Source organism: Aurantiacibacter gangjinensis, from assembly GCF_001886695.1.
In the GTDB taxonomy this organism is placed as follows: Bacteria; Pseudomonadota; Alphaproteobacteria; order Sphingomonadales; family Sphingomonadaceae; genus Alteraurantiacibacter; species Alteraurantiacibacter gangjinensis.
Map to the genome: position 1 here is coordinate 1,042,712 of NZ_CP018097.1, position 25,970 is coordinate 1,068,681.

Here is a 25,970-nt window from a genome sequence, read left to right on the forward strand (position 1 = left end):
TCTAGCGGGCTTTGAGGCCCTGCGCAAAACCCGACCAAAGGCCAGCCTGACAAGCCGCCCCCGACCGACGATTGCAAAAATGTTACACTTCGCAGGCGCTAATGTGAACGTTCATTTTTTGCTCTTGTGAACGCTAACATCGCTGTTATGCAAGCCTCGATTGCCCGTGTGAGTGATTGGGCATGGTCTTGGAAGCGATTCGATCCGGCAAAGCCGGGCGGATTATTGGGGAGAGAGTTGTGAAAGCTCGTATCGACAATCGAAATGTGTCGCCTGCAGGTCGCGTGCGCGCACTGGCCGGCGTGTCCGGCCTGGCCCTGTGCATGGCCACCAGCAATGTCGCGATGGCGCAGGACGCCGGCGAGCCGGGTGACGGCGTCGAGCAGGAAGAGGAAGAGGAAACGACGAATACCATCGTCGTCTCGGGCTTCCGCGCCTCGCTCGAATCCGCGCAGGATTTCAAGGAAAATGCCGACACCTTCGTCGATGTCATCACCGCTGAAGATATCGGCGCGCTGGCAGACCGTTCGGTCGCCGAAGCTTTGCAGCGCGTGCCGGGCGTCAACATCTCCCGCTTCGAACAGCGCGACGATCCGGACCGTTTCTCGGTCGAGGGTTCGGGCGTCATCATTCGCGGCCTGCCTTTCGTTCGTTCCGAGCTGAATGGCCGCGACATCTTCTCCGCCAATGGCGGACGCGTGCTCTCGTTCAATGACATTTCGCCCGAACTCCTTGGCCGGGTCGAGGTGTTCAAGAACACCACCGCGGACATGATCGAAGGCGGCATTTCGGGCACGGTGAATCTTGTCACGCGCAACCCGCTGGACAATCCCGGGTTCAACATCGCCGGCACGATCGAGGCCAATGTCGGCGATCTGGCGAACGAATGGTCGCCCGGCTTCTCCGTCCTCGCATCCAACACATTCGACAGCGGCATCGGAACGTTCGGCCTGCAGCTGGCCTACGCCCAGCAGGAGCTGGTGACGCGCACCGACGCATCGCAGATTACCGACCCTTGCTACCGCGCGCCGACACTCGACGGCCCTTGCTTCCGCGCCTCGACCGTAAGTTCGGGCGGCGTGGGCGACGTGATTGCCGATGCCAGCAACTTCCCGCCGGAAGGCACGGTTATCGTGCCCAAGGGCGGCGGCGTCCGCACGACGGACCTGACGCGCGACCGCAACGCCTATTCGGCAGTCGCCCAGTTCGAAAGCCTCGACGGGCGCTTCCTCGTCACGGCCGAATATTTGCGCGCCGATGTCGAAGGCTCGCTCAACGAATTCTCTATTCTAGCGCTTGTGAACGACGATACTTTGTTCCCTGTGCCAGTGGCAGGGATCACGCCAACATTCGACGAACGCGGCATACTGCAAACAGGAACATTTACGCAAAATGCCGGGCCAGGCATCCCAACGGAAAACCTGCGCTTCCAGCGCGAAGATGACGCAACCACGGAAGATTTCTCTGTAGATGTCGATCTTGAGCTGACTGATCGCTTCCGCGCCAATTTCGAAGGCCAGGTCATCAGCTCCGACCGGTCGGAAGACGGCATCATCCTGGTGACCTCGACCTATTCCGACATTGCCATCGACAATTCCGTTGAGACCCCGCAGATCCAGTTCCTGCAGCCGGGCACGAGTGGCGGCGGTGACTATTTCACCGATCCGTCGCGAACCTTCTATTGGTTTAACCTCGACAACCAGGTCGAGAATGACGGCGAGCTTTATACCTTGCGCGGTGATTTCGAATACGACCTGTCGGATAACGGCTTTCTGCGCGGCGCCCGCTTCGGCGCGCGCTGGAGCGATCGCGCCCGCACGACCCGCACGGCCAACTTCTCCAACTGGTCCAACCTCGGCGCGCCGTGGACTGGGCGCAATGGTTGTTGGTCGTCGCAGGATCCAAATAACCCCGAAGGTTGTATCTTCCCACCAGGAGCATTTCCTCCCGGCGGAGGAGCTTACGCGATCGATTTTCCCGATCAGGCGGACATTTTTAACCCGTTCGGTGACGACTTCCAGCGCGGCAACGCGCCTGCGCCGACGCCGGGCGGTGCAGCCATCTTCTATGGCGGCGACAACCTCGTCGATGCCTATCTCAATGGTTCGCTCGACGGCGACCTGCAGGATATCCGCGACTTCACGCTGACGCCGGAAGGTCGCCCCTTCATCGGCGGCCGCGCCGGTCTCGTGCCGGGGACTCCTTTCCTGCCGGGCGAGATTTCCGATGTCGAGGAAGAGACGCTGGCAGCCTATCTCCGCGTCGATTTCGAACGGGACTTCGGCGGCGCGACGCTGCAGGGCAATATCGGCCTGCGCTGGGTGGAAACCACCGTGCGCAGCGACGGCGAGATCAGCTTCCCGCTGCCCGATTTCTTCGACACGCCTACCACCGTGAACGGTGTCACCGTCGGCAATGGCGACGGCGTGGTGCAGCCCGAAGAGATCACCGGTCGCTGTACCCAGGTGCAGCCGGGACAGATCGCGCCGGGTTACTGCTCGCTCTCCGATGCGCGCGTGGCGCAGTTCGCCAGCGTCTTCACCGGTGAGGTGATCGATGACAGCGCAGACGTCACCTATGACAACTGGCTGCCCAGCTTCAATGTGAAGCTGGATCTCAACAACGGCCTGCTGTTCCGCGGTGCCGTATCGCGCGGCATCTTCCGCCCCGACCTCGCGGCTTACCGCACGGGCGGCGCCATTTTCGACAACACCAACAATCTGCGGCAGGGCGGCACGCTGGAAACCGGGCCGTTGTTCCAGATCTTCACCGGCAACCGCTTGCTGCGGCCTACCGAGAGCTGGAATTACGACCTTTCGGCGGAGTACTATTTCGCCGAAGTGGGTTCGGTTACGCTGTCATTGTTTGCCAAGGAAATCTCCGAGCTCGAGAATTTCGGCGCGAATGTCCGCAACTTCAGCAGCCCCAGCGGTGTCAGCACCGATGTGCTGGTGCAGGGGCCGGTGAACCTGGAAGACGGCACGCTCTATGGCGTCGAATTCGCGCACCAGCAGGTGTACGACTTCCTGCCCGGACCGCTGGCCGGCCTGGGCACGGTCTTCACCTATACATATGTCGACGGCGGCGAGTTCGCCAACAATACGCTGGGTGCGGAGCAGAGCCCGTTTGCTGCGGGCTTGCCGTTGGCCGGTATCTCCGAACACACCATCAACGCGGTGCTGTTCTACGAGATGTACGGCATCTCGGCCCGTGCTGCCTATAACTGGCGGTCGGACTTCCTGCAGACGCCGCGTGACGTGATCTTCCCGTTCTCGCCCATCTATGGCGAAAGCACCGGGCAGCTCGATGCGTCGATTTTCTACGACCTGACCGACTCGATCAAGATCGGTGTGCAGGGCGTGAACCTGCTGGATGAAGTGACCAATACCAGCCAGGTTTTCGACTTCGACGGCACCCGCGTGACGCGCTCCGCGTTCCGCAACGACCGTCGCTTTACCTTCCTCGTCCGTTTCGACTTTTAACGTCGGAGCTCCTCCGGACAGAGGACTTTCATGGGCCCTTGCGCGATATTTCGCGCAAGGGCCCTTTTTTATGCAAAGCCGAAACGGATAAGGATGCCGGTCATGGTGGCGATAAACAGCAATGGGAAAGGCGAGAGCCGGGTCCGGCGAGCCGTCATCTCGTCGCTTGCGGCATCGGCGCTGATGGCTGGATGCGGCGGTGGTTCGTCCTCCGGTCCGGCACCACAGCCGATTGCCACGGCAACCCCCACACCGACACCGACCACCGCGACCGGAAGCTGGCAGCTCGTGTGGAGCGACGAATTCGACGGCACTACTCTCGACCCTGCGAACTGGACGGCGTCGAACGATTGCTGGGGCGGCGGCAATGAGGAACGGCAGTGTTACACGCCGCGTCCAGAAAATGTGCGGCTGGAAAACGGCACGCTGGTCCTGACCGCGCGCAGCGAGCAATGGACCGGGCCCGCATGGCCTGCCAGCTTCGGCCCGGGGGGCGTCGACCCTAACGAACAGCGCAGCAAGCCCTACACATCGGGCAAGGTGACGAGCGAGAACCTCGCCAGCTGGACCTATGGCCGCTTTGAAATCCGTGCCCGTTTCCCGCAAGGGCAGGGCATGTGGCCGGCCATCTGGATGCTGCCGGAAGAGAGCCATTATGGCAGCTGGGCAGCCTCCGGAGAGATCGACATCCTGGAAACGGTCAATCCCGGCGTGACCTGTCCGGGCTGCGAAGCGGGCGGGGAGAATTCGATTTACGGCACGCTGCATTTCGGCGGCCAGTGGCCGGACAATGCAAACCGTGGCACGGACTTGTCTTTCCCTGGCCTGATCGACGGCGAGTTTCACACGTATGGCATTGTGTGGGAGCAGGGCCGGATCATCTGGACCGTCGATGGCGAAGCCTTTGCCAGCATGACCTCTGCGGACTGGTTCACCAGTGCAACCACCGCGCCCGATGCGCCGTTCGACCGCGCCTTCCACCTCATCCTCAATCTCGCCGTCGGCGGTCGCTGGCCGGAGAGCCAGGGACTCGGCGGGGTTTCGGATTCAGGCTTTCCCAAACGGATGGAAGTCGACTGGGTGCGCGTCTATGAATGCGATGCCGATCCGGCTACGGGTCGGGGCTGCGTGGGGGAATAATCGCAAGTGGCACGTCGCCGGCAATCCGTAACGATCAAGCATGTGGCCGCCGATGCAGGCGTTTCGCTGCAGACCGTAAGCCGTGTCATCAATAACGAGGCGAATGTCCGCCCGGCGATGAAAAAGCGGGTGCAGGAAAGCATCGACCGCCTCGGCTATGTGCCTTCGATCGCGGCGCAGCGGATGAGCGGATCGCGCTCCTACCTCATCCTCGCGCTCAATGATCGCGACCGGACCATCGAGGATTGGCGCGCGCGCGAAGGACGCGACTGGGTGGACCAGATGCTGCTGGGCGGCATGCTGAAATGCGCCGAATACGGGTATCGCCTGATATTCGAGCTGGTCGACACGCACAGCGACCATGTGCAGCGCGAATTGCGCGCGGCGATTGCAGCCCTGCAACCCGATGGCGTCGTTCTCACCCCGCCGCATTCCGACAACACGCTCATCACCGATGTGCTGGAGGAAGAGGGCATCCGTTTCGCGCGCATCGGATCGCGCAAGAATGGCGGCCATATCGCGATCACCATGGGCGACGACAAGCTGGCGGCGATGGCGACCCAGCACCTGATCGACAAAGGCCATGAACGCATCGGCTTTATCGCCGGGCCGGACGAATACGCGGTCAGCGGCTGGCGCAAGGATGGCTGGGAAGAGAGCATGTCGGCGGCTGGCTACGAGGTCGAAGGCCTGTGCGTGCGGGGCGACTGGACTTACGCGTCCGGCGAAAAGGCCGCGCGCGATCTGCTGGGGGCAGCCGACCGACCGACTGCCATTATCGCCAGCAACGACCAGATGGCGCTCGCGACCAATGCCGTGGCGCATGCGCTGGGCATGGCGGTGCCGGGCGACATCTCGATCATCAGCTTCGACAATTCTCCGGTGACCCGTTTTGTGCAACCGGCATTGACGGCTGTCGACCAGCCCGTTGCGCGTACGGTGTCGACGGCGGTCGAGCTGCTTATCAAGGCACAGCGTGGCGAGGATATGCCGGAAATGCCGGTGGTGATTCCGGGAACGCTGGTAGAGCGCCAGTCCGTTTCCGCGCCGCGAAGCAAGGGATGACCTCCGCCGCATCGGCGCACATAACCGGCGAAAGCCAGTCGCTGCGCTATCTCTGGCTCTATGCGCTCGCCGCTGCCGGCGGGGCTACGGCCTACATGCCCTTCCTCACCATTTTGCTGCCCGTGCGGGTCGAGCTGATGGCTGGCGGACAGGCCGAGCAAGTCGAATGGCTGGCCTATTGCTTCTTAGCAGGCGCCATCGCGGCCAGCATCGCCAATATCGCTTTCGGCTGGTTGTCCGACCGGACCCGGACCCGCACGCCATGGATCCTGGCAGGCCTCGTATCCAGCTGCGGCCTGCTGCTCGCCATGGCGTTGGCGGACGATCTGCCGATCTTGCTGGTATTGCTCGTCGCCTGGCAGGTTTCGCTCAACATGATGCTCAGCCCGCTTGCCGCGCTTGCAGGCGACACTGTGCCGGATCACCAGAAAGGCCTCCCCGGCGGCCTTCTGGCGCTCTCGCCCGGGCTGGGTGCCGCTGCCGGTGCAATCGTGACGATAGAAGGCCTTGCCACTGCGGACGAACGGCTGGCCCTGGTGGCTGTCATGGTGGCGGTTTGCGTGCTGCCCGTTCTGTTGTTCGGAAGACCGCGGCCCATGCCAAAATTGATGCGCCCGCGCACGGCAGAGGAGCTGCGCGATCCGGCGCGACAGGGCCGCTACAAGCGCGGCGTGGTCGCCCGCATGTGGCTCGCGCGCTTCCTGATGCAGATCGCCGAGGCGGCGCTGTTCGCTTATCTCTACACCTGGTTCCGCAGCATCTCTCCCGATTTCGGCGATGACGATACGGCGCAGGTCTTCGGCGGGGTGCTGCTGGTGGCGGTGCCCCTCACGCTGCTGGTGGGTCGGTGGAGCGACAAGGCAGGGCGGCCGATCTTCCCGCTCGCCATCGCTGCGGCCGTAACGGCCATCGCACTGTTGCTGATGGCCAGCGCGCAGACACTGTTGCCCGCCATCATCGCCTATACGCTGTTCGGGCTCGTCACCTCGATGTTCCTGTCGCTCCATATTGCGCAGACCTTGCGCGTGTTGCCGCTGCCGCAGCGTCGCGGGCGCGACCTCGGCATTTTCAACCTGACCAACACGCTTCCCGCCCTCGTCATGGCGGGGCTGTCGCTCGACCTGGTGCCGCGCCTCGGATTTCCGGGATTTTTCACGCTTCTCGCCGGGCTTGCAGCGCTCGCCGCCATGCTGCTTTTTACCGTGCCGCGCACGGATCAAGCCGCTTGATTTTCGCAAAAAGCCGTGCGATTGCTCGTTCGTTGAGAACGTTCTCAAAAAGAGAAGCTCGGACGGGAAGAGGATGATTATGCGCGCCAACCGCACGATGAGGGCCGTGATTTCGACGGCAGCCCTGGCTCTGGGATTGTCAGCCTGCGCTGCCGTGCCGGCAGACGGCCCGGCTACCGCTGCCATCGAAAGCGCAGCACCGACAGCGATGAGCGAAGAGGATGCGGTCATCGCAGACCTCGTTTCGCGCATGTCGCTGGAGCGCAAGATCGCCCAGCTGATTCAGCCGCAGATCAATTCCTTCACGCCCGAAGACATGGAGCGCTACCGTTTCGGCAGCTATCTCAACGGCGGCAATGGCGGCCCCTATGGCGACGAGTTCGCGCCGGCATCCGAATGGCTGCGCTATGCCGACGAGATGTATGATGCATCGGTGCGCCCCTTGCCCAATGGCGAGCCGGTAATCCCGACCATGTGGGGCACCGATGCCGTCCACGGCCACACCAATGTGGTGGGGGCGACGATCTTCCCGCACAATATCGGCCTCGGCGCCACAGGCGATGCCGATCTGGTGCGCCGCATCGGCCATGCCACTGCCATCGAGATCGAAGTAACCGGCATCGACTGGAACTTCTCCCCCACCGTCGCCGTCGCGCAGGACGATCGCTGGGGCCGGACCTATGAAAGCTATTCCGAAGACCCCGACATCGTGGCGCGCATGGGCGCGGCGCTGGTGGAGGGGCTTCAGGGCAATCCACAGGCGGACGACTTTCTCGGCACCGGGCGGGTGATCGCGACGGCCAAGCACTTCTTTGGCGATGGCGGCACCGAACAGGGCGTCGACCAGGGCGATGTCAATGGCGACATCGACGAATTGCTGGCAGTTCACGGCCGTCCCTATCCCGCCGCTATCGACGCCGGCGTGGAATCGGTGATGGCGAGCTTCAATTCCATCAACGGTCGCAAGATGCATGGCAACGAGATGTTGCTGACCGATGTCTTGCGCGGGCAGATGGGGTTCGATGGGCTGGTGGTCGGCGACTGGAACGGCCACGGCCAGGTGCAAGGGTGCACGGTCACCGATTGTCCGCAATCGCTGCTGGCCGGCCTCGACATCTATATGGTGCCCGATGACTGGCGCGGCCTGATGGAAAACCTGATCGCGCAGGTGAATGACGGCACGATCCCGATGGCGCGCGTGGACGAAGCCGTCACGCGCGTATTGCGGGTGAAATACCGTGCAGGCATCCTCGGTGCGGATGCGGCGCGCCCGTCCGAGCGCGGCGTGGGCGGCCAGTTTGCGCTGCTTGGCTCTCCGCAGCACCGTGCACTCGCGCGCGAGGCCGTGGCCGCCTCGCAGGTGATCCTCACCAATGATGGCATCCTGCCGCTGGCACCGGGCATGGATGTGCTGGTCGCAGGATCGGCCGCCGACGATATCGGCCAGGCATCGGGCGGCTGGACGCTCGAATGGCAGGGCGGCCTCGAAGGCGAAATGGGCCGGTCCGCGGGAATAGCGGACGCGATTTTTCCCGGCGCAACCTCCATCTGGGACGGGCTGGAAATGGCCGTAACCACGGGCGGAGGCACCGCCACGCTTTCCGAAGACGGCAGCTTCACCACAAGGCCGGATGTCGCCGTCGTCGTATTCGGAGAGCGGCCTTACGCCGAATTTGCCGGAGACAGGCCGGATATGGCCTTTCGTGACGAGGAAGGGCTGAACCTGCTGCGCGGTTTCCGCGAACAGGGCATTCCGACCGTCGCCGTATTCCTTTCGGGCCGTCCGATGTGGATGAACCGCGAGATGAATGCCGCGAATGCCTTCGTCGCATCGTGGCTTCCCGGCAGCGAAGGCGCGGGCGTCGCCGATATCCTGACAGGCGCGGTGCAGGCGACGGGTCGGCTATCCTTCAGCTGGCCGAACGATTGCATCGGCCGCCCGCTCAACCAGGCCGAGGGCGCGCTGTTTGCCGTCGGCTATGGCCTTTCTACACGCGAGACCGGCAATCGCGGCGAGCTGGGCGAAAGCTGCAGCCTGCTGGAAGAGCGCGACGGGGCAGACCTGTTCACCTCGGGCCGCCTTGCAACCGGTGTGAATGCCTATGCGGCAGGCGGCGCGCTGACCATTGCGGACGATGTGCTCATCCAGATGCGCGGGTCTTCCAGCCCGGCAGGCGTGACGATGCGCGGCATCGATCGCAACGCGCAGGAAGATGCGCGCGAGATCGCGATGCAACCCGGCGCTCGCTTCGGCATACGGCAGGATGGCACGGGCAGCGGCGGTTATCGCATCGCCTACCGCGTGGAGGAACGCCCTGCGGGTCCGGTTACGCTCATCGTGGGAGATGGTGACACGGCGACCCGCCTGGATGTAACGATGCAGTTCCAGAATGCGGCAGGCAAGGGCTGGCGTGAAATGGTAATTAGCGAAGAATGTGCGCCCGGTCTGGGGCAGCGGATCGAGTTCGCCACCGGATCGCAGCTTACCTTCGCGATCTCCAGCATCACGCGCGAGGAACTGCCGGAAGGAACCGCTTGCTCTTTCTGAGCAAGTGACGGACACACGGGAATTGGCGGGACCGGCATGACACCGGCCCGATGATCGGGGAGAGTATTATGGCCCTTGCGCCAGACGTTTCGAGCAGCACGGATCCCAAGCCGCTGGTGGATGACGACACGCCGCCGGTGAACGCACCGGGCCTGCAATATTTCGTATTCGGCCTGTTCTTTATCTTCGGCGGGATTACCTCGCTCAACGATGTGCTGATCCCCAAGCTGCGCGAGTTGTTCACGCTCAGCTGGACCGAAGCGATGCTGATCCAGTTCTGCTTCTTCGCAGCCTATTTGCTGATCGGTATTCCCGGCGCAAAGCTGGTCAAAAAGATCGGCTATATGCGCGGCGCGGTGGCCGGGCTGGTGACGATGATCGTCGGTTGCCTGCTCTTCATTCCCGCCAGCCAGAACGCGACTTATGCCATCTTCCTCGGCGCACTGTTCATCCTCGCCAGCGGCGTGGTGATCGTGCAGGTCGTGGCCAATCCGCTCATCAGCCTGCTCGGCCCGCCATCGACGACGCATAGCCGGCTGACCTTCGCGCAGGCGTTCAATTCGCTGGGCACGACGGTCTTCCCCATCGTGGGCGCCATCGTCATCCTCGGCAGTCTTGCCGATGTGAGTGCGGACCAGTTCACCGGTGCCGAATTGCAGGAATACCGCCAGCAGGGCAGCCGCGCGATCTGGCAGGGCTATCTGGGCGTTGCCGCGCTGATTGCGCTGGTGGCAGCGGCCGTGTGGGCCTTCCGCAATCGCCTGCCGCACGATGCCAAGCTGATGGGTGAGGGGCAGCTCGTTTCGAACGGTCGCTATCTCGTTGGCCTCGCCCTGGTAGCGCTCGGCGCGTTCCTGGCCATCCAGGTCAACGCATGGCTCGGCATGATCTTCATCCTGCTGGCGCCCGCCATCTGGCTCTACGACAATGCCCTGCTCAAGCGCACGCGCTTCAGCTTCGGCGCGCTGTGCATTTTCCTCTATGTCGGGGCCGAGGTGTCCATCGGGTCCGTGGTCATCAATTACCTCTCGACCGAGCGCGTGCTGGGCGAGCCTGAGGAAGTCATCGGTTCGATGATCGGGCTTTATTGGGGCGGCGCGATGGTGGGCCGCTTCATCGGATCGTATTTCCTGCGCATTTTCAGCCCGGGCAAGATCCTCGCCTTCAACGCCATCGGCGCGATTACGCTCATTATCATCTCGACGCAGACCAGCGGCGAGGTGGCGGCCTACAGCCTGCTGGCGGTTGGCCTGATGAACTCGATCATGTTCCCCACCATCTTCTCCCTCGCTTGCGAGAAGCTGGGGTCGAAAGCGGCGGACGGTTCGGGCATCATCAATGTCGCGATCTTCGGCGGCGCGGTCGTGCCGCTGCTTTACGGCGTGGTGGCCGATGCGACGGGCGGGAATCTCGCCTTCGCCATGATCATCCCGATCGTCTGCTATGCCATCATCGCGGCCTTCGGTGTCTTCGCACGGCGGCCCGCGACGACAGCGGCCTGATCGCGAAACATCGCAAACGAAAAGGGCGGCGAGGTCATCCCTCGCCGCCCTTTCTCGTTAGGGCGATATCGCTGTAATTGCCTAGCGGCTGGCGATCCGCGCCGGATCGGCGCTGCCGAAATTCATCAGCACCTGCTGGTGCGGCATGCCGTCACCGCCGCGGTCGACAACGATGTGCTGCCAGCCGGGTACCTGGTGGTCGCGGAAGTCCTCGGCATCGGTCTGCAAGGGCTCGTCCAGCACCATGCGATAGAATTCGCGGCGCATGAATTCGCTCAGCTCGCCTGCCTCGATGGCGCGGTCGGAATTCATGTCGGCCCCGCCTTCCAGCGCGCGGCGGAAGATCTCGGAGATATAGCCGCCCGCTTTCTCGCCATCGGCGACCAGGCTCAGCGTATCCTCGTCCGAACTGAACACGCCCATGCGGTTGATGCGATCGTCGATCACATTGTTGAAGCCGCCTGCGAAACAGGCATCGATCACCAGCAGCACGCGGGCATCGACATCGTCGAGCATCCCGGCCAGTTCGTAATCGTAGAGCGCCGCATCGAACAGCTCGATGGTTTCCGCGCTACCATCGCTCTCGGTGGTCATGTTCTCCACCTTTTCGCCGTGTCCGGAGAAGAAGATCATCAGCGTATCGTCCGGGCCCATTGCCTCGGTCATGGTCGTCAGGTGACGCTGGAAATTGGCGCGCGTGGCGTCGCCATCGATCAGCGTCACGCTTTCGGGTGCCAGCATGCCGTTTTCACGCAGCGCTGCGTTGACGCGCATGGCGTCTTCATCGGTGCGTGTCAGCGGGCTGATCCGCTCATATTCCGAAACGCCCACGCTCAGCGCATAGACCTGCGCCGCGCCGCTGCTGGGCATCACCGTGCGGGTGCCCGTATCCGCTGCACGCACGATGACATTGTAGTCGCCAGTCATGCCCGGCGCGAAGCTGCCTGCGCCGATCGTGTACACGCCATCCACCGGAAGGGTGACGGAAAGTTGGCTGTTGAGATCGTCCAGCCCGCCGCGGTCGTCATTCTCTTCGGTACGGCCATCGGGCAGATAGAGCGTCAGATACGGATCGATGCTGTCGGACTCGATGGCGACGGTTACCCGGTCGCCCGCGCGCCCCGAAAACTGCCAGTAATCGGTCGTGCCGCCGGTCAGTGTGGGCGCATCGTCGGTGGAGAGCGATCCGGTGAGCGTCTGGCCGATCATGATGCGGGCAGGCGTGTAGTCGGCGGGCACCGGATTGGCGGCATCCATCGACATCAGCTGGTATGCGCCAGAGCCCTGGTCGCCATAGCTCATCACGCTGATGCTGTATGTGCCGCTGGACGGAAGCTGCGCATCGATGGCGCTGTTGAGCGTGGAGGCCGCGCCCGAGGCATCGTCATTCTCGACGCTGAAACCATTTGGGCCGGTGACGCGCAGCACGGTGTCGAAATCGTCGGACGTCAGCACCATGCGCAGGCGCTGGCCTGCTTCGGCTTCCATCGTGTAGGTATGCGTATTGCCGGAGAGCGAGCCGCGCACATGCTGGCCAAGCTCGATCGGTCCGCCGCGCGATTGCGCAGGCTTGCGGCCCTGCTTGTCGGCAATGCCTGTTTCGGCCTTGGTGAACTCTACTGCCGCATCGGCTCCGGCATTTTCCGAAGCGCCTGCAAGGCCAGTCGCCGCAGCTGCCAGCGCGATGACACCAGCACCGCCAAGAAGAACGCGTTTCATCATGTAAGCCCCCGCTTCAAAGATCGTGTGTTATCACCCTATGGCAGGGCGATCCTGAACGAAATCGAAATTCCATGTCGATAAATGCGCGAAAGGCGCGGCGCTCCCTTAGATCGGGAGGGCCGCGCCCGACATAGCCCAAACGGGCTATTCTATTGCGCAGGCAGCCAGCTGAGCACGGGTTTGCGCGCCGCGTGCGCCTCGTCCAGCCGGGATCGCGGCGCATGGTGCGGCGCTGTCTTCAGCGTTTCGTCGCCATTTTTCGCCCGCTCTGCCAGCGAGCGCATTGCCATGATGAACTGGTCGAGCGCGTCCTTGCTCTCCGTTTCGGTCGGCTCCACCAGCATCGCGCCATGCACCACCAGCGGGAAATACATAGTCATGGGGTGGAAGCCCTCGTCGATCAGACCCTTGGCAAGATCGAGCGTGGAGATGCCTTCGGCGAACGTCTCGTCGCTGAAAAGCGCCTCGTGCATGCAGGGGCCGGCTTCGCCGAATGGTGCATCCAGCACATCATCGAGGCTGCGCAGGATGTAATTGGCGTTGAGCACCGCATCGCCTGCAGCCTGTCGCAAACCGTCGGCCCCGTGGCTGAGTATGTAGGTCAGCGCGCGGGTGAACATGCCCATCTGCCCGTGGAAGGCAGTCATCCGGCCAAAGCTCTGCGCCAGCTCCTCGCCCGCATTCTCTTCCTCGATCAGGCGAAGTTCGCCGCTGTCGGCATCCTTCATCACAAAAGGCAGCGGGGCAAAGGGGGCCAGCGCTCTGGACAGCACGACCGGGCCGGAACCCGGCCCACCGCCGCCATGCGGGGTGGAGAAGGTCTTGTGCAAATTGATGTGCATCGCGTCGACGCCGAGATCGCCAGGGCGCACACGGCCCATGATGGCGTTGAAGTTCGCGCCGTCGCAATAGACCAGCCCGCCAGCCTCGTGCACCGCATCGGAAATCGCCTTCATGTCGCGTTCGAACAGGCCGCATGTGTTGGGATTGGTGATCATCACCGCCGCCACATCGGGGCCGAGACGTGCCTTCAGTGCTTCGAGATCGACTCTGCCATCCTTGTCAGCGGGGATATCCTCGGTCTTGTAGCCGGCAAAGGCGGCAGTCGCCGGATTGGTGCCATGCGCGCTTTCGGGCACCAGCACGACCTCGCGCGCATCGCCGCGAGCTTCCAGCGCAGCGCGGATGCACAGGATACCGCACAATTCGCCATGGGCACCGGCCTTGGGGCTCATCGCGACCGCGTCCATGCCGGTCAGTTCCACCAGCCAGTGCGCCAGCTCGTCGATCACGCCGAGCGCGCCGGGCACGGTGCTGGTCGGCTGGAGCGGGTGCACATCGGCAAAGCCGGGCATGCGCGCGACTTTCTCGTTGAGGCGCGGATTGTGCTTCATCGTGCAGCTGCCGAGCGGGAACAGGCCGAGGTCGATGGCATAATTCTGGCGGCTGAGGCGCGTATAATGGCGCACCGTCTGCGGCTCGGAAAGGCCGGGCAGGCCGGTGCCGTTCTTGCGCGCGAACTTGCCGAGGCGCGGCGATGCCTCGCCCGATGGTTCCGGCAGGTCGACGCCATACGTGTCGGTCGAGCCGATCTCGAAGATCAGCGGCTCTTCCAGCATCAGCGCCCTGTTGCCCGTCACGGTGGGATGCCTGGCATCGCTGTCGGAGGGTACGGGCGTTCCGGGCTTCCAGCCACTGGCATTCATCTTGTTCATGACAGCTTCTCCTGAAGCGCGGAGGCAAGGGTTTCGATATCTTCCTCGGTCGTCGTCTCTGTGACCGCGACCAGCAATCCATTCTCCAGCCCTTCGGCATCGGGGAAGAGGCGGGTGAGCGACACGCCTGCGAGCACGCCGTCATCCGCAAGATCGCGCACGATCTGCCGCGCATCGCCATCCAGCATCAGCGTGAATTCGTTGAAGAAGTGATCGTTGAGCACGGTAACGCCCGGCACCTTGGCAAGTCGGTCCGCCGCGATGGCGGCGAGGCGGTGGTTTTCCGCCGCCAGCGCGGTTAGGCCCTTGTCGCCCAGCAGTGTCATGTGGACGGAGAAGGCCAGCGCGCACAGGCCGCTATTGGTGCAGATGTTGCTCGTCGCCTTTTCGCGGCGGATATGCTGCTCGCGCGTGGAGAGCGTCAGCACGAAACCGCGCTTGCCGTCGGCATCCACTGTCTCGCCGCACAGACGGCCCGGCATCTGGCGCACATGCTTGGGATTGGTGACCGCAAACAGGCCGAGATACGGCCCGCCGAATTGCAGACCCACGCCAATCGACTGGCCTTCGCCCAACACGATATCCGCGCCGAGATTGCCCGGCGCCTCGATCGCGCCGAGCGCCACCGGTTCGGTATTCACCACCACCAGCAATGCGCCCGCATCGTGCGCGGCATCGGCGATGCGCTGCAGGTCGGACAGTCGGCCCAGCACGTCGGGATATTGCACAACGACGCACGATGTCTGGTCATCGATGCGCGCGATCAGGCCGTCATCGTCCGGCATGGCGGTGAGGCTGGGACGTGCGCCCGCGATCCGGTCTTCGGTGAACTTCGCCATGGTGCGCACCACCTCGGCGTAATGCGGGTGCAGCGCGCCCGAGAGAACGACGCGCTTCCGGCGCGTGACGCGGCCAGCCATGGCGACCGCTTCCCAGCATGCGGTCGAGCCATCGTAGAGCGAGGCATTGGCGATTGCGCAGCCATAGAGGCGCGCGACCTGCGTCTGGAACTCGAACAGCATCTGCAGCGTGCCCTGCGCGATTTCCGGCTGGTAGGGCGTGTAGGCGGTCAGGAATTCGCCGCGCTGGATGATATGATCGACACTGGCCGGCACATGATGGCGATACGCCCCCGCACCGCAGAAAAACGCCGCGTCTGCCGCCGCGAGGTTCTGCTTGGACAGGCGACGCATGTGCTTTTCGACCGCCATCTCGCTGGCATGGAGCGGCAGGCCTTCGACCGGGCCCTTCAGGTAAAGGTCGGACGGCACATCGTCGAACAGCGCATCGACGCTGGCCGCGCCGATCTTGGCGAGCATCGCATCGCGGTCGGTGTCGGTAAGAGGGAGGTAGCGCATCATCTATCCTTGCACCCCCTCCTCTTTAGAGGAGGGGCAGTGAGACTTGGCGAACCGCAGGTGAGCCTGGTCGCAGCGGGGTGGTGTCTGCGGTCCGGTGCGACCTTGCGGTCGCAAAACCACCCCTCGATCCCCTCCTTTGAAAAGGAGGGGAGGGTACCATCAAAGCCCGTCGCAGAACGCCTTGTAGGCCTTTGCGTCCATCAGGCCGTCAAGCTCGTCCTTGTCGGCGATGGTCAGCTTGAAGAACCAGCCCTGATCGTCGGCAGAAGTGTTCACCAGCTCAGGCTCGTCTTCCAGCGCGGAATTGCCTTCGGTCACCGTGCCCGCGATGGGCGCGTAGACATCGCTTGCTGCCTTCACGCTTTCCACCACGGCGGCTTCGGCGCCCTTGGCCAGTTCGGTGCCCGATTGCGGCACTTCCACGAACACCACATCGCCCAGCTGTTCCTGCGCGTAGTCGGTAATGCCGACCGTCGCGGTATCGCCGTCGACGTCGATCCATTCATGTTCTTCGGTGAAATAGCGCGGCATCTATCAGGCTCCTTTGCGATAATATTTATGCGGCACGAAGGGCAGGGGCGCTACCCGGGCGGGCAGGCGCTTTCCGCGCACGTCGATCTCTAGTGCAGTATCCACGGCTGCGTGATCGGTTTCCACATAGCCCATGGCGATAGGGTGGCCGAGCGTGGGCGAGAAGCCGCCGCTGGTGACGATGCCGATCTTGGCATCGCCGTGATAGATTTCCGCCCCTTCGCGAGCCGGCTGGCGCCCTTCGAGGACCAATGCCGCCCATTTGCGGCCCGTTCCCTCGGCGATTTCGCGCTGGATGCGCTCTGCGCCGGGGAAGCCGCCTTCACCGCGGCGGCGCTTGTTGATGCCGAAGACGAGGCCCGCTTCGATGGGGCTGGTTTCGGGCGAGAGGTCATGGCCGTAAAGCGGCAGGCCCGCTTCGAGACGCAGCGAATCGCGCGCGCCGAGGCCGATGGGCTTCACTTCGGGTTCGCCTGCCAGCAGCGCGGCAATCTCTTCTGCCGCCTCGCCGGGGATGGAAATCTCGAATCCGTCCTCGCCCGTATACCCGGCACGGGCAATCGTCACTTCGTGGCCGGCAATCGTGTATTCGCCAAAGCGCATGAAGGTAAGATCGTGCAGGTCGGTCTCGCCCTTCGCATGGCGCGCCAGCGCGTCGACCGCCTTTGGCCCCTGCAAGGCCAGCAGCGCGCGATCCTCCAGATGGTTCAGGGTGATTTCGTCAGGCAGGTGCTCGCGCATATGGGCGATATCGTCCCACTTGGTCGCGCCATTCACCACCAGATAGAGATGCTCCGGCCAGCGGGACACCATCAGATCGTCCAGCACGCCGCCATTCTCGTCCAGCAACAGCGAATAGCGCTGGCGACCGACGCTCAGCGGGGAAAGGTCGATGGGAAGAAGCGCTTCCACCGCTTCGTCCAGCCCGGGGCCGGAGAGCAGCAGCTGGCCCATATGGCTCACATCGAACAGGCCGGCGCTGGAGCGCGTCCAGTCATGCTCTGCCTTGATGCCTTCATACTGGATCGGCATCTCGTAGCCGGCAAAAGGCACCATGCGCGCGCCCTGTGCGCGGTGCCAGCCATCCAGCGGCAGCTTGGCGGGCGGTGTGTTGTCTTCGGTATCGCTCATCGCAAGGTCTCGGCACAGCTTGGCAGCGCGCGGATCGGCCCGCGCCCTTTCGCCATGCCCCCTCTGTCGGGAAACCTGAGAGCCTTGACGCCGCCCTTGCGAAAGGCAACGCTTACCCCTTCGGTGGCCCGGATTTGCATCCAAGGCGCTTTCCAGAGTGCCTGGCCCGGTCGCGCGGTCCGGTTGCCTGAGAGTTTCCGGGGCGGTTGCTCCTTCGGCGGATCGGGCCAGCGATGGCCGTCACACTCTCCCGCGCGCCCGGCCGGACCGCTTTTTGCAAGGCGATTCGACAGGCATGTGTCTCTTGCTGCCAAGGCGGAGCAGCGTCAATCGCTTAAAAGGCGGTAGAGCGCGTTTTCCGCCGAAACCCGCAGTGTGTGACGGACTGCGGGCGGCCACCGGTTTTCGCTCGGGGGTTTCGCTTGCCGCGGTGCGCGGATATAGGGGAGGCGAAGCAAACATTTACGACGGGACGAGACCTTGAAGATCACCCACGCCCTCACCTGCGCCGCGATGGCCGCCAGCCTCGCCGCTTGCGCCTCGACAGAGCAGCCCTACGGACAGGCCAGCACGGTCGCCATCACCGAACTGACCGAGCTTCCCGCTCCGGCAAATGCCTTCAGCCAGATCGGCCCGTCCACCCCGCTGCAGATCACGGTCACGGGCGATGAAGGGCTCAGCGGCACCTACATCGTCGACGAGGAAGGCATGCTGCTCTTCCCTTATATCGGACGCATCGCCGCTCAGGGCCTTTCGCCAACGCAGCTTGCCGCCGTGTTGCGCGCCCGGCTGTCGGGCGACTTTATCCTCGATCCGGCCGTCACCGTTTCCATGGTCGATGCGATTGCGCCGACCGTATCGATCGGCGGCGAGATCGAGACGCCGGGAAATTATCCGATTTCGCAATCCTACACCCTGCTGCGCGCCATCAATACGGCGGGTGGCCTGGCAGAATATGCCGATAGCGAGGATGTGCTGGTCTTCCGCACCGTGGACGGGCAGCGCTTCATCGGTCTATACAATGCAGGCGCGATTGCGCGTGGCAATTATCCCGATCCGAACATCTTTGCGGGCGATATCGTGATGGTGGGCGAGAATGCGGCCCGTCGCCGCTTCGAATCCATCCTCGGCATCCTGCCCGCGATCACCAGCAGTATCGTGCTGCTCGACCGGGTGGCCAACTGACACGATTTTCGGTCCCGGCTTTTGGCCGGGATGCGCCCTCGAATTGAAACGGATTTTCCATGATGCCAGAACGCTCTGCCATGCGCTGGTTCGAGCAGGATGGGCAGCGCGAGCTGGCCGATCTTGTTCGCCACGACCAACGCCGATGGCTGGTAACCGGGGCTGCCGGTTTCATCGGCTCCAACCTCGTCGAAAGCCTGTTGCTGCTGGGGCAGGAGGTGGTCGGGCTGGACAATTTCGCGACGGGCCACCGGCATAATCTCGCCCATGTCGAAAGCGTCGTCGGCGATGCTTTCGCCCGCTTCACGCTGATCGAGGGCGATATCCGCGATGCCGAAACCTGCGCGCGCGCTCTGGAAGCCGTCGATATCGTGCTGCACCAGGCGGCGCTAGGATCCGTTCCGCGCTCGCTGGAAGACCCCGTCACCAGCCATGACGTGAATGTGAGCGGCTTCCTTACCATGCTCGATGCCGCCCGGCTCGCCGGGGTGTCGGCCTTCGTCTATGCCGCGTCCAGTTCTACCTATGGCGACGAGCCCAACCTTCCCAAGCAGGAAGACCGCATCGGCCGTCCGCTTTCGCCCTATGCCGCGACCAAGCTGTTCGACGAGATCTACGCCGAAATCTACTGGCGCAGCTACGATTTCGCGACGACCGGCCTGCGCTATTTCAACGTGTTCGGCCAGCGGCAGGACCCGGACGGGGCCTATGCCGCCGTTATCCCGAAATGGACCGACCGGATGATTGCGGGCGAGGACATCACCATCAATGGCGACGGGGAAACCAGCCGCGATTTCTGCTTCGTCGACAACGCCGTGCAGGCGAACCTGCGTGCCGCCCTCATCGACGCGGGCGAGGGCGCGCGGGTGATGAATGTCGCTGTGGGAGAGCGGACCACGCTTAACGAGCTGTTCGGCCTGATCAAAAGCGAACTCGCCGAATACCAGATCCATTACGACCGCTCGCCGGTCCATGGGCCGGAACGCAAGGGCGATGTGCGCCATTCGCTCGCCAGTATCGAGCGGGCGCGCGAAGCCGTGAATTACGCGCCGACGCACACGATCGGCGCAGGGCTGGTGCAGGCCATGCCGTGGTATGTCGAGGAAAGAGCGCGGCTGCTGGCGGGCGAATAGACCGCGCGCTAATCGGCGGTAAAACGCAAGCCTGTCACTTCGCCGCGGATCGGCCTTTGCCCGCTCAGCGCGCGGCCGCTGATGACGATGCGCGCGACGCTGCAATCGCCTGCCGGCAGGGCAAGCCGGGTCGACCCGTCGCCGCGCATTTCGGCTTGCGCCGCCTCGGCACTGTCGGCGCAGGATGCTTGCAGCACCAGCGGCGCCGCGCGATCGGTATTGTCCAACTCGTGAGTGATAAGCAGACTGCTAGCACCCTCGGGCACGGCGACGAGGCGCTCTGCAATCGTGCCACCGCGCCCGCTATCGATACGCACGCGCAATCCGTCGCGACCGGTGGAGGTCCGCGCATGGAAATCGCGCTCGGTCTGCAAGTCCCAGTCGAAAGGCGGCACGGCATCCTGCCAGTCGATTGACAACGGATCGGCCGTCTGTCCGCTATCATCCGAAATTAAAGCGTAGACGCCAGCAGCTTCGCTGAGGAATCCCTGAGCTGCCAAGCGCGCGACAAGCCGACGGTCGATCAGCTCACTCGTTCCTGCGTATCGGCCCATCTCCAGCCGGAGCTGGCCCAGACGCTTTTGGGCAATCGGCTCGATATCGCGGAGTCCGAACAACCCATTCACCCAACTCGGATCACGCGATAACAAATCGCGAAAGATAGCTATCGCACCATCTCGTGCGAGAAAACTGCCGAGCACCGGAAACAGCTGCTCGCGCGCCGACGGATAAAGTGTCAGCAATCGATCGACCGCGCGCAGGCCAGTCTCGAGGTCATTCGCGGTGGCAGCTCTTTGCAATTGAGCGAAATTCAGGAGGCGCCCGCGCTGTTGCAAGCGCGTCGTCGCATCGAGCGCGGCGTTGCGCTCGATGCTGTCTTCCATGCCGAGCGCAAGAATTGCTGCCGCCTCCGTCCGCAAAGGACTGATGGCAAAAGCGGATTGCGCTTCGTCCAGAGCCGGCGCGACATTGCTGATGCCGGTCTCATCGGTCTCGACGGCGGCGATGGCCCGCCGTTCCTGCGCGCGGGCGGGAAATACGCCGATCTGCGCCGCAAGCTGTGAATTGCCGCGAACGGCGACCAGGCTTGCCGACTGGCTGGCGAAGAACAGGCCGGCAAGGCCGACTGCCACACCGGCGATGATCGAGACAGCGCGCATCGTTTCTGTGACGCCTTCAGCTCTGCGAGTAGCTGTAGCCGTAGCCGTAATCGCCGCCATAGCCATATAGCGCATTGCGCTGATCCAGCTTGGTCACGAAGCTGCCAAGCAGCGGCGCATTGGCATCGCGCAGGCGGCTCAGCGCACGGCGCACGGCGTTCGCGGAGCCGACATTGGCTTCGATAACGAACACCACGCCATCCACACTCTGCGCCAGTTCCACGGAATCGGCCAGGCCGAGTACCGGCGGCGCATCTATGACGATGCGATCGTACCGGCTTTGCAGCAGGTTCATCAGCGCACCGATGCGCGGACGCGTGAGCAGCGAAACCGGCTCCCGCTCGATGTCGCTCGTGCCGACGAAATCCACGCCGTAATCGGTCAGCGAATGGAAAGTCGGCTCCGGCGTGCTGCCTTTGAGGAAGCCCAGCATGCCGCGATCGCTAGCCGCCGGGCCGAGCAGCCGACTGACGCCGCGGCGGCGCAGGTCGAAATCGACCAGCACCACCTTTTCGCCCATGTCGGCGAAGCTCTTGGCCAATGCCAGAGAGCTGGAAGTCTTCCCTTCGCCGGGCCGCGCGCTGGTTAGCATAAGCGTGCGCAGCTGATCCGCATTGTCGAGATGCTGAAGGGCGAAACGTGCCGAGGCGTAGGCCTCGCCAGTCGAGGAGCTGCGCTCCAGAACTTCCTCGTGAACCTCGCCATCGGTCGATTTCGGGATAAGGCCCAGCAGCGGCAGGCCGAATTGGCGCTGCACGTCTTCCGGGTCGCGGATGCTCTGGTCGAGCAGTTCGACGGCGTAGACCACACCCGCGCCGATCAGCAGCGACGCCAACACCGCAATGGCGATATTCAGCGGCATATTCGGACTGTACGGACCGGGAGCGGGGCGCGCATTTTCGATGAGCGTCATGTTGTTCGAACCCGAACCGGCGACGCCAAGCTGGTTGTAACGCTGCAGCAGCGCCGCGTAGATCTGGCGGTTCGTGTCTACCTCACGTTCTAGAATGCCATATTGGGCACCCTGGCCCTGCTGGGAGAGATATTGCGAACGCAGCGAATTGAAACGGTCTTGCAGCCGGCGTTCTTCCAGCACGGCCTGTTGCAGCGCATTGGCAAGCTGTGTCGACGCCTCTCCATCTGCACCGTTGAGTGCCCGCCGCAGGGTTTCCTGCTGGGCTTCGAGAGCGCGAACCTGCGGGTGCTGCGGGCCGAGCGTGGTGCGCGCGCTGGCCAGCTGGCTCTCCACATCGGCGAGACGACCGCGCAACGCGCTCTGACCATTCGTGGTCGGGGTGTTGCTCGACTGCACGGCACTGGCGGCGGCAATGCGGTTGACCGTCGCCGCTGCCAGCGCTTCGTTCACTGCCGAAAGCTGGCGCGCGAGGATCGTGCTTTGCGTGGTGTTGCCGTCCTCTCCGGTCGACTCGACCACGAGGATTTCGTTGGCAGAAGCGTAGGCGCTCAGCCGTTCTTCCGCTTCCTCAAGCTGCACGCGCATTTCGGCAAGCTGGTCTTCCACTAATTCGCGCGCGAGGATGTTGTCGCCGAACCGCTTCTCGTAATTCAATTCGAGGAATTGCTCCGCCCATGCATTGGCGAGCCGCGCACTCAGATCGGCGCTGGGCGAGGAGACGGCAATGTCGACGAGGTTCGATTGCGGAATCGGGAGGATTTCAACCGAACCGAGGATCAGGCTTGCCGCCCGTTCCGGACTGATCTGCCCGGGATCGGCGCTGTAGGCGCTGGCGAATTGCTCGTCTTCCGAAAGGTCGAGCGCATCGACCACGCGGGTCGCAACGGCGCGGGAGCGCAGCAGCTCGTACTGCGTGTTGAAATATTGCTGATCGCGATTTTCCTGACCTGCGGCAGCCAGGTCGCCGCTATCGCCGGCGCTGATTTCCACGCGGCTGATCTCGATCTGCGCGGTTGAGCGAAACAGCGGTGTTTGCAGCGTGGTGAAAATGATCGCGATGACGATGGCGGCTGCAAACAAGCCGGCCAGCCAGTAGCGCAACTGCACCGCGCGCGCTGCGAGGCGCGACAGGTCCAGCGCCTGGAACTGGGTGTTCGCCGTGTAATAGGGGCCTTCGCCGGCGGTCGTGACTGCCGTATCGGTCATAGTCCCATTCTGCGGATTTACGTTCATTCTATCCCATTCCAGTCATGGCGGAGAGTGCTGCGTGGCGACGCGGCTTATCGCGATCACGCGCGGTCCGGTGGAACCGAGCAAATGTTGCAGGGGTTCGTCCCCTCCACCTCCAAACAATTGCCGCGTTTGGTAAAGAAGCCGCCGCGCGAGGGCAATGTATTATTGGCCTCTCATCGCAAATGCCGGGGGCGGGGCAGCGGGGGCATCCAGAGCAATGTCAGCAGCATGGTGGCCGACAATTGGTGGATGGCGGTGCGCAGCGGGTAATCGAAGGCGCTGGCCACCACGAGAATGGCGAGGATCGCTGTCGCAAGCCCGATAAAGCCGCTATCCTGTGTGTTGGCATCTTCAGCCCCGAGGCGCGCCCGCGCCCGGCGTATCGCCAGAACAATGACGGCGATCACGAAGCCAGCCATCACGATACCACCTTCGGCCAGCAGCTGGGCAATGTCGTTATGCGCCATGTTCACATATTCCGGACGCAGGTTCTGCGGCAATTCGTAGGCGTAATACACATCCTCGAATGCGCCGATACCGACGCCAAAAGGCAGGAAATCGCGCGCCATCGCAAGCGTATGCGGCAGGATTTCAAACCGCCTGTCCTGTAGCGGATCGGCGCCGACGATCCGGTCTATCGCCGGCACGCTGGAGAGCAGCGGCAGCAACAGGGCGACTGCGATAGCGCCGCCACCCGCGGCGACCAGGGCGAGCCGACGCGGCGTGAGGCCCAACCGCTGGCGGCGCTCTTCGCCCAGCACCCTGCGCGGGGCCAGCCATGCGATGAAGGCAAGCGCCACCAGCAGGCAGAGGAAGCCGCCACGCGACGTGGAAGTGAGGGCGGATAGAAAGAGCAAGACGGCGGCGAAACCGGAAAAGCCCTTCGGCCAGAGCTTGAGCGTGTCGAACAGCCATGCCGCGATGGCCAGTCCGATGACGACGAAAACGGCATGGTGGTTGGTGTTGGCGAAGATGCCCACCGGCTTGCCGTCATTGGTGATGGCATAGAGATAAAGCTGGCCGGTCGCCTGCTGGATGAAAGCGAGCGTTGCAGACAGCACGGCGAGCGCCACGCAAGCGGTCAGCACGGTGATGACCGCGCGCTCGCCAAGCCGCGAGACGGCGAGGATGCCGGCGAGCGGTATGGCCATCAAACCCAGGGCATTGAGCGTGCGCTGCGGATCGAGGCTGAGCGGGCGGGCAAAGCTGAGGCCGAGCGCTTCCTCCAGCTGCGCAATATCTTCGCGGCCCGGCAACATCGTCCACACACCGTGCGGCAGTGGGATGAGCGTCAGTGCCAGCCATCCGCAATAGGCAAGGGCGAGAAAGAGGAGCGGCTTTGCGGCCAAAGGTCGCGCCGCGGTCGCGACCAGCACGCCGAGAATGATCCACGCGCCCAGCTGCAGTGGCGGCCCCTGCACCATGTCGAAACGCGAACTGCCGCCAAGTGCGGCCACCACCAGCACCAGGATGATGAAAATCGCCATATCGAGCGTACGCACCTCGCCCGGCGCGCTTCGCGTGCTTTTCCGACCCGTCACCCAAACCTCCCGAAGCGCTGCGGCAATGCGCGCCTATAGAGCGGCTTGGACCTGCGCTTCAACCGAAACCGCGAAGGATGAAGCCGCGCTTGCCAAGCTGCGTGTTTGCGTCCACCGACGCCGGGCGCAATGGTTGGAAGGGTCATGGGAAAGTCCGGTCTGCATATCGTCGTCACCGTCAATGCCGCGTGGAATATCTGGAATTTCCGCCGCGACCTGATGGCGGCGCTGATCGCGGACGGACACCGTGTGACGATCCTCGCCCCGTCGGATGAGCATGTCGCGAAGCTGCAAGAGATCGGCTGCGAATTCCGGCCGCTGGAGATGGATCGCAAAGGCTTCAACCCGCTGGCCGAAATCGCGCTCTTCCGCCGGTTTCACAGCGCATTCGGGGAGCTGAAGCCCGATGTGGTGCTGGGCTACACCATCAAGAACAACATTTTCGGATCGCTTGCCGCGCGGCTGCGAGGCATCCCGTTCATCCCGAACGTGACCGGCCTAGGCACCGCCTTTCTCTCCAGCCCGATGGTGGCGAGGATTGCGCGGACGCTTTACCGAGCGGCTTTTGCCAAGGCCGATACGGTGTTTTTCCAGAACGAGGACGATGCCGCCATGTTCGTGGAACAGGGTATGGTGCGGCGGGAGCAGGTGCAGGTCCTGCCCGGCTCCGGCATCAACCTCGATGAATTTGCTCCCGCGCCTTCGCCGCGCGCCGATGATCTGCCGGTCGTCCTGATGATTGCGCGGCTGTTGCGCGACAAGGGGGTGATGGAATTCGTCGAAGCCGCGCCGATCGTGCGCGAACGGCACCCCAATGCCATCCTGCGGCTGGTAGGCGCGGCGGGGAGCGACAATCGCACCTCCTTATCATTGGAGGATATTCACGCGCTGGAGGCATCGCATGGCGTCCACTATGCCGGACCGACCGACGATGTGCGCGGCGCGATTGCGGAAGCGACCATGGTTGTCCTCCCGTCCTATCGCGAAGGCGCGCCGCGCACATTGATCGAAGCGGCCGCCATGGCGCGGCCGCTGGTGGCGACCGATGTTCCGGGCTGCCGCGCTGTCGTCGATGACGGGGGGACCGGCTTCCTCTGCGACGTTCGCAACAGTGCGTCGCTGGCCGATGCCATCATTCGCATGCTGGACCTGCCTGCCAGCGAACGCGAAGCCATCGGAGCGGCAGGCCGAGCAAAGATGGAGCGCGAATACAGCGTTGCCATCATCGCGGCGCACTATCGTGAGGCCATCGCGCGCGCCACGGGCAAATCGGCGCACGCCTAGCGGAAAAACTGGCAATGGACTGCGCTGGCGCAAGCGACTAAGCGGCCATGCCATTGGCGCTTTTCCATTGGCGCAGGCATCAAATCCAAGCG

Annotated in this window: 17 protein-coding genes and 2 riboswitches; of the genes, 9 read left to right on the forward strand and 8 right to left on the reverse strand. The window is 63.6% G+C overall.

From position 1 onward, the window contains the following. Positions 1-239: 239 nt before the first annotated feature. From BMF35_RS05150 to BMF35_RS05175, 6 genes are all read left to right on the forward strand, one after another. A complete protein-coding gene (locus BMF35_RS05150; protein WP_236781566.1) occupies positions 240-3,482 on the forward strand; it encodes a TonB-dependent receptor in 3,243 nt (1,080 codons plus the stop codon). Positions 3,483-3,665: 183 nt separating this feature from the next. Further along, positions 3,666-4,622: a glycoside hydrolase family 16 protein gene (locus BMF35_RS05155; protein WP_082115727.1), complete on the forward strand. Its 957-nt coding sequence runs from the start codon at positions 3,666-3,668 to the stop codon at positions 4,620-4,622. Between the two features lie 6 nt (positions 4,623-4,628). Beyond that, positions 4,629-5,687, forward strand: a complete 1,059-nt coding sequence (locus BMF35_RS05160; RefSeq protein WP_047007186.1) for a LacI family DNA-binding transcriptional regulator — start codon at positions 4,629-4,631, stop codon at positions 5,685-5,687. After that, on the forward strand, positions 5,684-6,916 hold the full coding sequence (locus tag BMF35_RS05165; RefSeq protein ID WP_047007187.1) for an MFS transporter: 1,233 nt from the start codon (positions 5,684-5,686) through the stop codon (positions 6,914-6,916). The genes BMF35_RS05160 and BMF35_RS05165 overlap by 4 nt, the downstream gene beginning before the upstream one ends. Before the next feature lie 73 nt (positions 6,917-6,989). Next, complete coding sequence (locus BMF35_RS05170; RefSeq protein ID WP_236781567.1) at positions 6,990-9,464, forward strand: glycoside hydrolase family 3 protein; 2,475 nt, start codon at positions 6,990-6,992, stop codon at positions 9,462-9,464. 68 nt (positions 9,465-9,532) lie between these two features. Beyond that, on the forward strand, positions 9,533-10,966 hold the full coding sequence (locus BMF35_RS05175; RefSeq protein WP_047007648.1) for a sugar MFS transporter: 1,434 nt from the start codon (positions 9,533-9,535) through the stop codon (positions 10,964-10,966). 81 nt (positions 10,967-11,047) lie between these two features. Here BMF35_RS05175 and BMF35_RS05180 read toward each other — a convergent pair whose 3' ends face one another. From BMF35_RS05180 to gcvT, 5 genes are all read right to left on the reverse strand, one after another. Beyond that, on the reverse strand, positions 11,048-12,688 hold the full coding sequence (locus BMF35_RS05180; protein ID WP_047007188.1) for a pre-peptidase C-terminal domain-containing protein: 1,641 nt from the start codon (positions 12,686-12,688) through the stop codon (positions 11,048-11,050). A gap of 149 nt (positions 12,689-12,837) precedes the next feature. After that, the gene (gene gcvPB / locus BMF35_RS05185) at positions 12,838-14,394 is read right to left on the reverse strand and encodes an aminomethyl-transferring glycine dehydrogenase subunit GcvPB (RefSeq protein ID WP_236781588.1); all 1,557 of its coding nucleotides are present in this window, start codon (positions 14,392-14,394) and stop codon (positions 12,838-12,840) included. Between the two features lie 5 nt (positions 14,395-14,399). Further along, positions 14,400-15,761, reverse strand: coding sequence for an aminomethyl-transferring glycine dehydrogenase subunit GcvPA (gcvPA, locus tag BMF35_RS05190; protein WP_047007649.1), 1,362 nt, complete (start codon positions 15,759-15,761; stop codon positions 14,400-14,402). Positions 15,762-15,923: 162 nt separating this feature from the next. Continuing rightward, complete coding sequence (gcvH, locus tag BMF35_RS05195) at positions 15,924-16,295, reverse strand: glycine cleavage system protein GcvH (protein ID WP_047007190.1); 372 nt, start codon at positions 16,293-16,295, stop codon at positions 15,924-15,926. 3 nt (positions 16,296-16,298) lie between these two features. Then, entirely contained in the window at positions 16,299-17,426 is a 1,128-nt protein-coding gene (gene gcvT, locus BMF35_RS05200; RefSeq protein ID WP_047007191.1) for a glycine cleavage system aminomethyltransferase GcvT, read from the reverse strand. Positions 17,427-17,479: 53 nt separating this feature from the next. Then, a riboswitch (glycine riboswitch) is annotated at positions 17,480-17,589 on the reverse strand. 2 nt (positions 17,590-17,591) lie between these two features. After that, a riboswitch (glycine riboswitch) is annotated at positions 17,592-17,689 on the reverse strand. Positions 17,690-17,906: 217 nt separating this feature from the next. Between gcvT and BMF35_RS05205 the strand changes: the two genes are divergently transcribed. After that, a complete protein-coding gene (locus BMF35_RS05205) occupies positions 17,907-18,611 on the forward strand; it encodes a polysaccharide biosynthesis/export family protein (RefSeq protein WP_052766074.1) in 705 nt (234 codons plus the stop codon). A 59-nt stretch (positions 18,612-18,670) separates the two neighbouring features. Further along, positions 18,671-19,744: an SDR family oxidoreductase gene (locus BMF35_RS05210; protein ID WP_236781568.1), complete on the forward strand. Its 1,074-nt coding sequence runs from the start codon at positions 18,671-18,673 to the stop codon at positions 19,742-19,744. Positions 19,745-19,752: 8 nt separating this feature from the next. Here the strand turns inward: BMF35_RS05210 and BMF35_RS05215 are convergent, their stop codons facing one another. The 3 genes from BMF35_RS05215 to BMF35_RS05225 all read right to left on the reverse strand — a co-directional run bounded on the left by BMF35_RS05215 (position 19,753) and on the right by BMF35_RS05225 (position 24,594). Next, positions 19,753-20,904 (reverse strand): hypothetical protein, encoded by a 1,152-nt coding sequence (locus BMF35_RS05215; RefSeq protein ID WP_047007192.1) that lies wholly within the window; start codon positions 20,902-20,904, stop codon positions 19,753-19,755. Positions 20,905-20,920: 16 nt separating this feature from the next. Further along, the gene (locus BMF35_RS05220) at positions 20,921-23,026 is read right to left on the reverse strand and encodes a GumC family protein (RefSeq protein ID WP_047007193.1); all 2,106 of its coding nucleotides are present in this window, start codon (positions 23,024-23,026) and stop codon (positions 20,921-20,923) included. Positions 23,027-23,226: 200 nt separating this feature from the next. Continuing rightward, a complete protein-coding gene (locus BMF35_RS05225) occupies positions 23,227-24,594 on the reverse strand; it encodes an O-antigen ligase family protein (protein ID WP_047007194.1) in 1,368 nt (455 codons plus the stop codon). 144 nt (positions 24,595-24,738) lie between these two features. Here BMF35_RS05225 and BMF35_RS05230 point away from each other — a divergent pair, with 144 nt between their 5' ends. Next, complete coding sequence (locus tag BMF35_RS05230; RefSeq protein WP_047007195.1) at positions 24,739-25,878, forward strand: glycosyltransferase family 4 protein; 1,140 nt, start codon at positions 24,739-24,741, stop codon at positions 25,876-25,878. Positions 25,879-25,970 lie beyond the last annotated feature (92 nt).

Coding starts and splice junctions, on each gene's coding strand:
- BMF35_RS05220 (WP_047007193.1), bottom strand. CDS start 23,026: ATGACCGATACGGCAGTCACGACCGCCGGCGAAGGCCCCTATTACACG.
- gcvPA (WP_047007649.1), bottom strand. CDS start 15,761: ATGCGCTACCTCCCTCTTACCGACACCGACCGCGATGCGATGCTCGCC.
- BMF35_RS05230 (WP_047007195.1), top strand. CDS start 24,739: ATGGGAAAGTCCGGTCTGCATATCGTCGTCACCGTCAATGCCGCGTGG.
- BMF35_RS05170 (WP_236781567.1), top strand. CDS start 6,990: ATGATTATGCGCGCCAACCGCACGATGAGGGCCGTGATTTCGACGGCA.
- gcvPB (WP_236781588.1), bottom strand. CDS start 14,394: ATGAATGCCAGTGGCTGGAAGCCCGGAACGCCCGTACCCTCCGACAGC.
- BMF35_RS05155 (WP_082115727.1), top strand. CDS start 3,666: ATGGCTGGATGCGGCGGTGGTTCGTCCTCCGGTCCGGCACCACAGCCG.
- BMF35_RS05210 (WP_236781568.1), top strand. CDS start 18,671: ATGATGCCAGAACGCTCTGCCATGCGCTGGTTCGAGCAGGATGGGCAG.
- gcvH (WP_047007190.1), bottom strand. CDS start 16,295: ATGCCGCGCTATTTCACCGAAGAACATGAATGGATCGACGTCGACGGC.
- BMF35_RS05180 (WP_047007188.1), bottom strand. CDS start 12,688: ATGATGAAACGCGTTCTTCTTGGCGGTGCTGGTGTCATCGCGCTGGCA.
- BMF35_RS05215 (WP_047007192.1), bottom strand. CDS start 20,904: ATGCGCGCTGTCTCGATCATCGCCGGTGTGGCAGTCGGCCTTGCCGGC.
- gcvT (WP_047007191.1), bottom strand. CDS start 17,426: ATGAGCGATACCGAAGACAACACACCGCCCGCCAAGCTGCCGCTGGAT.
- BMF35_RS05165 (WP_047007187.1), top strand. CDS start 5,684: ATGACCTCCGCCGCATCGGCGCACATAACCGGCGAAAGCCAGTCGCTG.
- BMF35_RS05175 (WP_047007648.1), top strand. CDS start 9,533: ATGGCCCTTGCGCCAGACGTTTCGAGCAGCACGGATCCCAAGCCGCTG.